We start from the raw sequence: 4,112 nt of genomic DNA on the forward strand, positions 1-4,112 counted from the left end.
CGGCTGCAGCATCGACCGCGGCGCCAGCGCCATCGTCTCGCGCTCGCAGCGCGTCGGCCTGACGGCCCGCGAACTCGCGCTCGCCCAGCTGCTGTTCGAGAACGCCGGCCAGTTGGTGACCCGGGCCCGCCTCGCGCAGGACGTCTGGGGCACCGATGCCGGCATCACCGGCCGCTCGATCGAGCAGCACATCTATCAGTTGCGCCGCAAGCTCAAGCGCTGCGCCGGCGAGGCGCTCGCGCTGCGCGGCGTCTACGGCAGCGGCTACCGCATCGATGCGGCCGCCGTGCCGCGCACCTCCTCCGGACCTTCCTCTGCGCCCACGGCCGCTCCCGGCCTGGCGGCGCAGGCCGGGCTCCACGCCTGAATCCTCCACGCCTGAACCCTCCACCGCCCACCACCACCATGCGCTCCACCACCCACTCCACCTTCGACGGCCTGCGTCCCGACCGCGTCCCGCTGCCCTGGGGCGACGTGCGAGGGGCCTCGCTGTCCGCGCTGTTGTCGCTGATCACCACCGTGTCGTATGGCGCGGTGGCGGCCGGATCGATCTCGTCGATGGGGCCGGGCGTGGTGTCGGCGATGGTGCTGTCGGGGCTGATCGCCGCCTCGCTCGGCGCCCTCGTCGCGAGCGCGTTCGGCTCGGTGCCGACGCAGATCTTCTCGCCGCGCGCCTCGGTCGCGGTCGTGATCGCGGCGGCCGCTGCGTCGTTCAGTGCCGGCGACGGCGTCAAGCTGCCGCAGGTGCTCGCACTGCTGTCGCTGTGCCTGTTCCTCGCGATGCTGCTGCAGCTGGCCTTCGCGGCGCTGAAGCTCGGCGGCCTGATCCGCTTGATCCCGACCTCGGTGACGGCAGGCCTCGTGATCGCGCTGGCGCTGCGGCTGATCTGGTCCGAGCTGCCCGACCTGGTGGCCGCGCCGGACCGCCTGCGCCCGTGGGCACCGCTGTGCACCGCCATCGGCACCTTCGGCGTGTTCGCATTGCTGCGGGCCCGCTACGGTACCGGCGGCGCGATGCTCGCGGGGCTGTCGGCCGGCCTGCTGGTCGCGCTGGTGGTCGATCTCGGCGCACCCGGTGCGCTGCCGCACCTGCCGTCCATCGACCTGGCCGGCGGCCCGCTGCTGCCGGTGTCGCGTCTCGTCGGGCAGTTCCTCGAAGGCTGGCCGCCCGGCCGCTGGATCGACGTGTTGGCCTTCGCCGCGGTGATCGCGCTCGTCAACTCGGTCGAGACGCTGACTTCGGCGATGCAGATCGAAGACCTCGGCACGCAGCGCTTCGACGCCAACCGCGCGCTGATGGCCGGCGCCCTCGGTTCGCTGGTCTCGCTGCTGGCCGGCGGGCTGCCGGTGGCCGGTGGCACCTCGACCTCGTCGGTGCACATGCAGGCCGGCGCCACCTCGCGCAGCGCCGCGTTCGCCTCGGCGATGCTGGTGGGCCTGGGCACGCTGGTGTTCGCTTCGGTCATCGTCAAGGTGCCGCTGGCGGTGGTGGCGGCGCTGATGCTGTGCGTGGCCGGCGAGATCGCCGTGCCGCCGGTGCGCGAGCTGCTGGCGCAATGGCAGGCCGACCGGCGCGGCATGCGCGGCGAACTGGCGGTGGTGCTGATCGTGTGCGTGCTGATGCTGTCGGCCGACATCCTGGTGGCGGTGGCGGCCGGCGTGGTCGCGGCCTCGGTGCTGGCCTTCGTGCAGATGCGCGACAGCCTGGTGCGCCGCGAATACAACGCGACCGATGCGATGGCCCCGACCATCGTCGGCGTGCCGATGGGCCAGACGAGTTCGCGCGACGTGCCGGTGATCGAGATCGGCCAGCCGCTGTTCTTCGCGACCGTCGAGGCCGCGGTGCATGCGGTGGAGCGCGTGAGCATCGGCTCGCGCCAGGTGGTGCTCGACCTGACGCGCAGCGGCGGCCTTGACCTGACCGCGGCGAAGGCGCTGTCGCGCTGCGCCGCGGTGATGCAGCGCGACGATCGCCAGCTGCTGGTGGTCGGCGGCGAGCGCATCGCCGAGATGGAATCGCCGCTGCGCCCGTGCCTGGTGTTCGGCCACATCGGCGATGCAGTGAACTACTGCACCGATGCGCAGGGCCTGCGCGACCTCGAGGTGGAGCGGGCGCGGCGCGAAGCGCAGACCGTGCCGCAGGCGGTCATCGAGCACGCGACACGGCTGCTGGCCGAGCACATCGGGCCGATCGCCGAGGTGCTGGTGCGCCGTGCGGCCTCGGTCGTCACCAATCGCGACCAGTTCTGCAACGCGCTGGCCGGGCAGCTCGACGAGAGCCGCGCACGCGAGGCCTTCCTGGCCGGCATGAAGCGCGTCAGCATCGTGCGGAGCGCATCATGAGCGGCGCCGCGATGCAAGCCGGCACGCGCGAGCGCGACGCCTTCGTCTCGATGCTGGCGCGGCTCGATGCGCAGCTCGAGCGCGACCTGGCCCTGGCAAAGGTGCCCCAGGTGAACGGGGCCGCCGAAGGCGAGCGCACGGATTTCGTGCCGACGCTGCAGATGCTGAAGCCCGAAGAGATCGCCGCGCTGGCGGCCCCGCCGCGCCGCGATGCGGCGGTGTCGCGCACCGCGGCGCTGCGGCCGRCACGCTCGATCGGCCGGCTGCTGCCGTGGCTGGTGGGCGGCGGGCTGGTGGCCGGTGCGGCCTCCTTCGCGATGTCGTTCAGCGGTTCGCGTCCGGTGCTGCCGAAGGGGCCGGAGGTCGCGACCATCGTGCCGGTGGCACCGGTGGTGTCGATCGCCGTCGCGGCATCGGCCCCGGCGGTGGTCCCGGCCCCGGCTCTGGCCGCGACCGTCGCGCTGCTGCAGCCGCCCGCGGCCGCCGCCGCTGCCACCGATTCCTGTCCCCCTGCGCGCCGGGCCCTGGGCCTGTGCGAGCTCCCGACGCCTTGAGCGCCGTTCACCGTCCACCGGAGAAATCCATGCGCCAACTTCTTCTCACTGCGGCCTTGTGCCTCGCTTCGCTGGGCGCCCATGCCGGCGACCGCATCGTCACCGGCTCCGACCGCGGCACCTACATCGAGATCGGCCGCGACCTGTCGCGCTTCATCGGCAAGCCCGCCGGCCTGCCGCTGGAGKTGCTGCCGTCCAAGGGCTCGGCCGAGAACGTGCGCCGGCTGCGCTCGGAGCCCGGCGTGCGGCTCGCGCTGGTGCAATCCGACGTGTACCGCGCCTACCTCGACCAGGCGAACGCCGGCGATGCCGAGGCGGCCCGGCTGATCAAGCCGCTGCGCGTGGTGATGCCGCTGTACGACGAGGAGATCTACTTCGTCGCACGCGCCGATTCGCCGCTGCGCTCGATCCACGAGCTGCGCGACAAGCGCATCAACGTCGGCCCGGTCGGCAGCGGCACGGCGCTGACCGCGACCACGCTGTACCGCGCGATGTTCGGCAGCCCGATGCTGGAGCAGAACACCAGCTTCCTGTCGAACGAGGAGGCGCTGGTGAAGCTCGCGACCGACAAGTCGATCGACGTGGTCGTGATCGTCGCCGGGCAGCCGGCCAAGCTGTTCGCCGACATGAAGTCGGAGGCGCGCCAGTACATCAAGCTGCTGACGCTCGACCGCGCGGCGCCCGAGACGCAGGCGCTGGACGGCACCTACGTGCCGGCGCAGATCCGCAGCACCAGCTACCCGAACTGGCTGACGCAGGACGTGACCTCGCTGTCGGTCAAGTCGATGCTGGTGACCTACGACTACCAGTCGCCGGAGGTGCGCAGCTCGCTGACGCGCTTCGCGAAATCGATGTGCAGCAACTTCGAAAAGCTGAAGAGCGACGGCCATGCGAAATGGCAGGAGGTGAGCCTCGCGCCGCCGCAGCTGCCGAAGGGCTGGACGTACTACGCGCCGACGCAGAAGGTGCTGTCGCACTGCGACAGCGAGGCCGAGCCGGACCATGGCGCGGTGGCGTCTGCCACCAAGGCACCGGCCGCATCGAGCTGCTCGCAGAGCCGCGAGGTACTGGGCCTGTGCCGCGTGGCGTCGCGCTGAACGGCCATGTCGATCCCGGGTGCCAAGGGACCGCTGCTGCCGGCGCGGTCGAACCCGGTTGGCCCCGGGATCACGCCGGGGCCGGGACCCGGTGCCCGGCCACCGATCGGGCCGCGCC

At 72.2% G+C, this 4,112-nt stretch carries 4 protein-coding genes; all 4 read left to right on the forward strand.

Annotated elements, in window-relative coordinates; genetic code table 11:
- The coding region (locus AC1D12_RS26795; protein ID WP_477844042.1) for a winged helix-turn-helix domain-containing protein at positions 1–367 on the forward strand (367 nt) is incomplete at its 5' end.
- A gap of 38 nt (positions 368–405) precedes the next feature.
- Positions 406–2,343, forward strand: a complete 1,938-nt coding sequence (locus AC1D12_RS26800) for a SulP family inorganic anion transporter (RefSeq protein WP_477844044.1) — start codon at positions 406–408, stop codon at positions 2,341–2,343.
- Positions 2,340–2,897 carry a hypothetical protein gene (locus AC1D12_RS26805; RefSeq protein WP_477844046.1) on the forward strand — a complete coding sequence of 186 codons (558 nt, stop codon included), beginning with the start codon at positions 2,340–2,342 and terminating at the stop codon, positions 2,895–2,897. Before AC1D12_RS26800 ends, AC1D12_RS26805 begins: the two co-directional genes overlap by 4 nt.
- 29 nt (positions 2,898–2,926) lie before the next feature.
- On the forward strand, positions 2,927–3,994 hold the full coding sequence (locus tag AC1D12_RS26810; protein ID WP_477844048.1) for a TAXI family TRAP transporter solute-binding subunit: 1,068 nt from the start codon (positions 2,927–2,929) through the stop codon (positions 3,992–3,994).
- Positions 3,995–4,112 lie beyond the last annotated feature (118 nt).

It is taken from the genome of Rhizobacter sp. P1_G5 (assembly GCF_056405435.1).